This window comes from Bartonella sp. AA86SXKL (assembly GCF_042196885.1).
This window is the reverse complement of the sequence record NZ_JBHIRE010000234.1, coordinates 1-817: the sequence shown is the minus strand read 5'-3', so window position 1 is coordinate 817 and position 817 is coordinate 1. Positions and strand designations below refer to the sequence as shown.

General features: G+C 39.5%; 1 protein-coding gene. It reads right to left on the bottom strand.

Features of this window, described 5'->3' with window-relative positions; all coding sequences use genetic code 11:
- The coding region (locus ACFIO5_RS11185) for a DNA topoisomerase (protein WP_375705445.1) at nucleotides 1-817 on the bottom strand (817 nt) is incomplete at both ends.

Here is an 817-nt window from a genome sequence, read left to right as displayed (position 1 = left end):
TTTCCATCATGCGTAAGGTATGGGCCATACCGGCCAATTGTTGCAGTGATTGTTTTGCCGGTTTCAGGATGAATACCAATTTCACGGGGCAAGGATATTAAAGACAAAGCTTTTTCAAGAGTGATTTTTTCTGCTTGCCATTCTTTTGGTAGTCCTACACGCTTAGCTTCTTTGCTTTCACCGAGTTGAATATAAGGGCCAAAACGACCATTACGAAGAGAGATATCTTTTCCTGTTTCAGGGTCGATACCAAGCATAAGTGGTTCATCATTACGCATGGCATCATTTTCTTCTCCTGTCTCTGTTCCAAGTTGGCGGGTATATTTGCATTCGGGATAATTAGAACAGCCAACAAATGCACCATAACGACCGAGTTTTAATGATAACTGGCCGTTTGTACATAAGGGACAGGAACGAACATCACTTCCATCTTCACGCACAGGAAAAGCAAGGGGTGCTAATGTTACATTTAAAACATCAAGAACATTTGTTATACGTAATTCTTGGATATTGGTAATAGAAGCATTAAATCCATCCCAAAAATCGCGCAATACATCTTTCCAAGAAAGCTTTCCATCCGATATAAGATCCAGTTTTTCCTCAAGATCTGCCGTGAAACCGTATTCTACATAGCGATTAAAAAAATTTTCAAGAAAGGCTGTAACAATACGTCCTTTAACATCGGGAATAAGCTTTCGTTTATCAATTATGATATATCCACGATCAGATAGTGTAGCCAATGTGGATGCATAGGTTGAAGGACGACCTATTCCTAGCTCTTCAAGCTTTTTAATTAGGGAAGCTTCAGAATAACGAG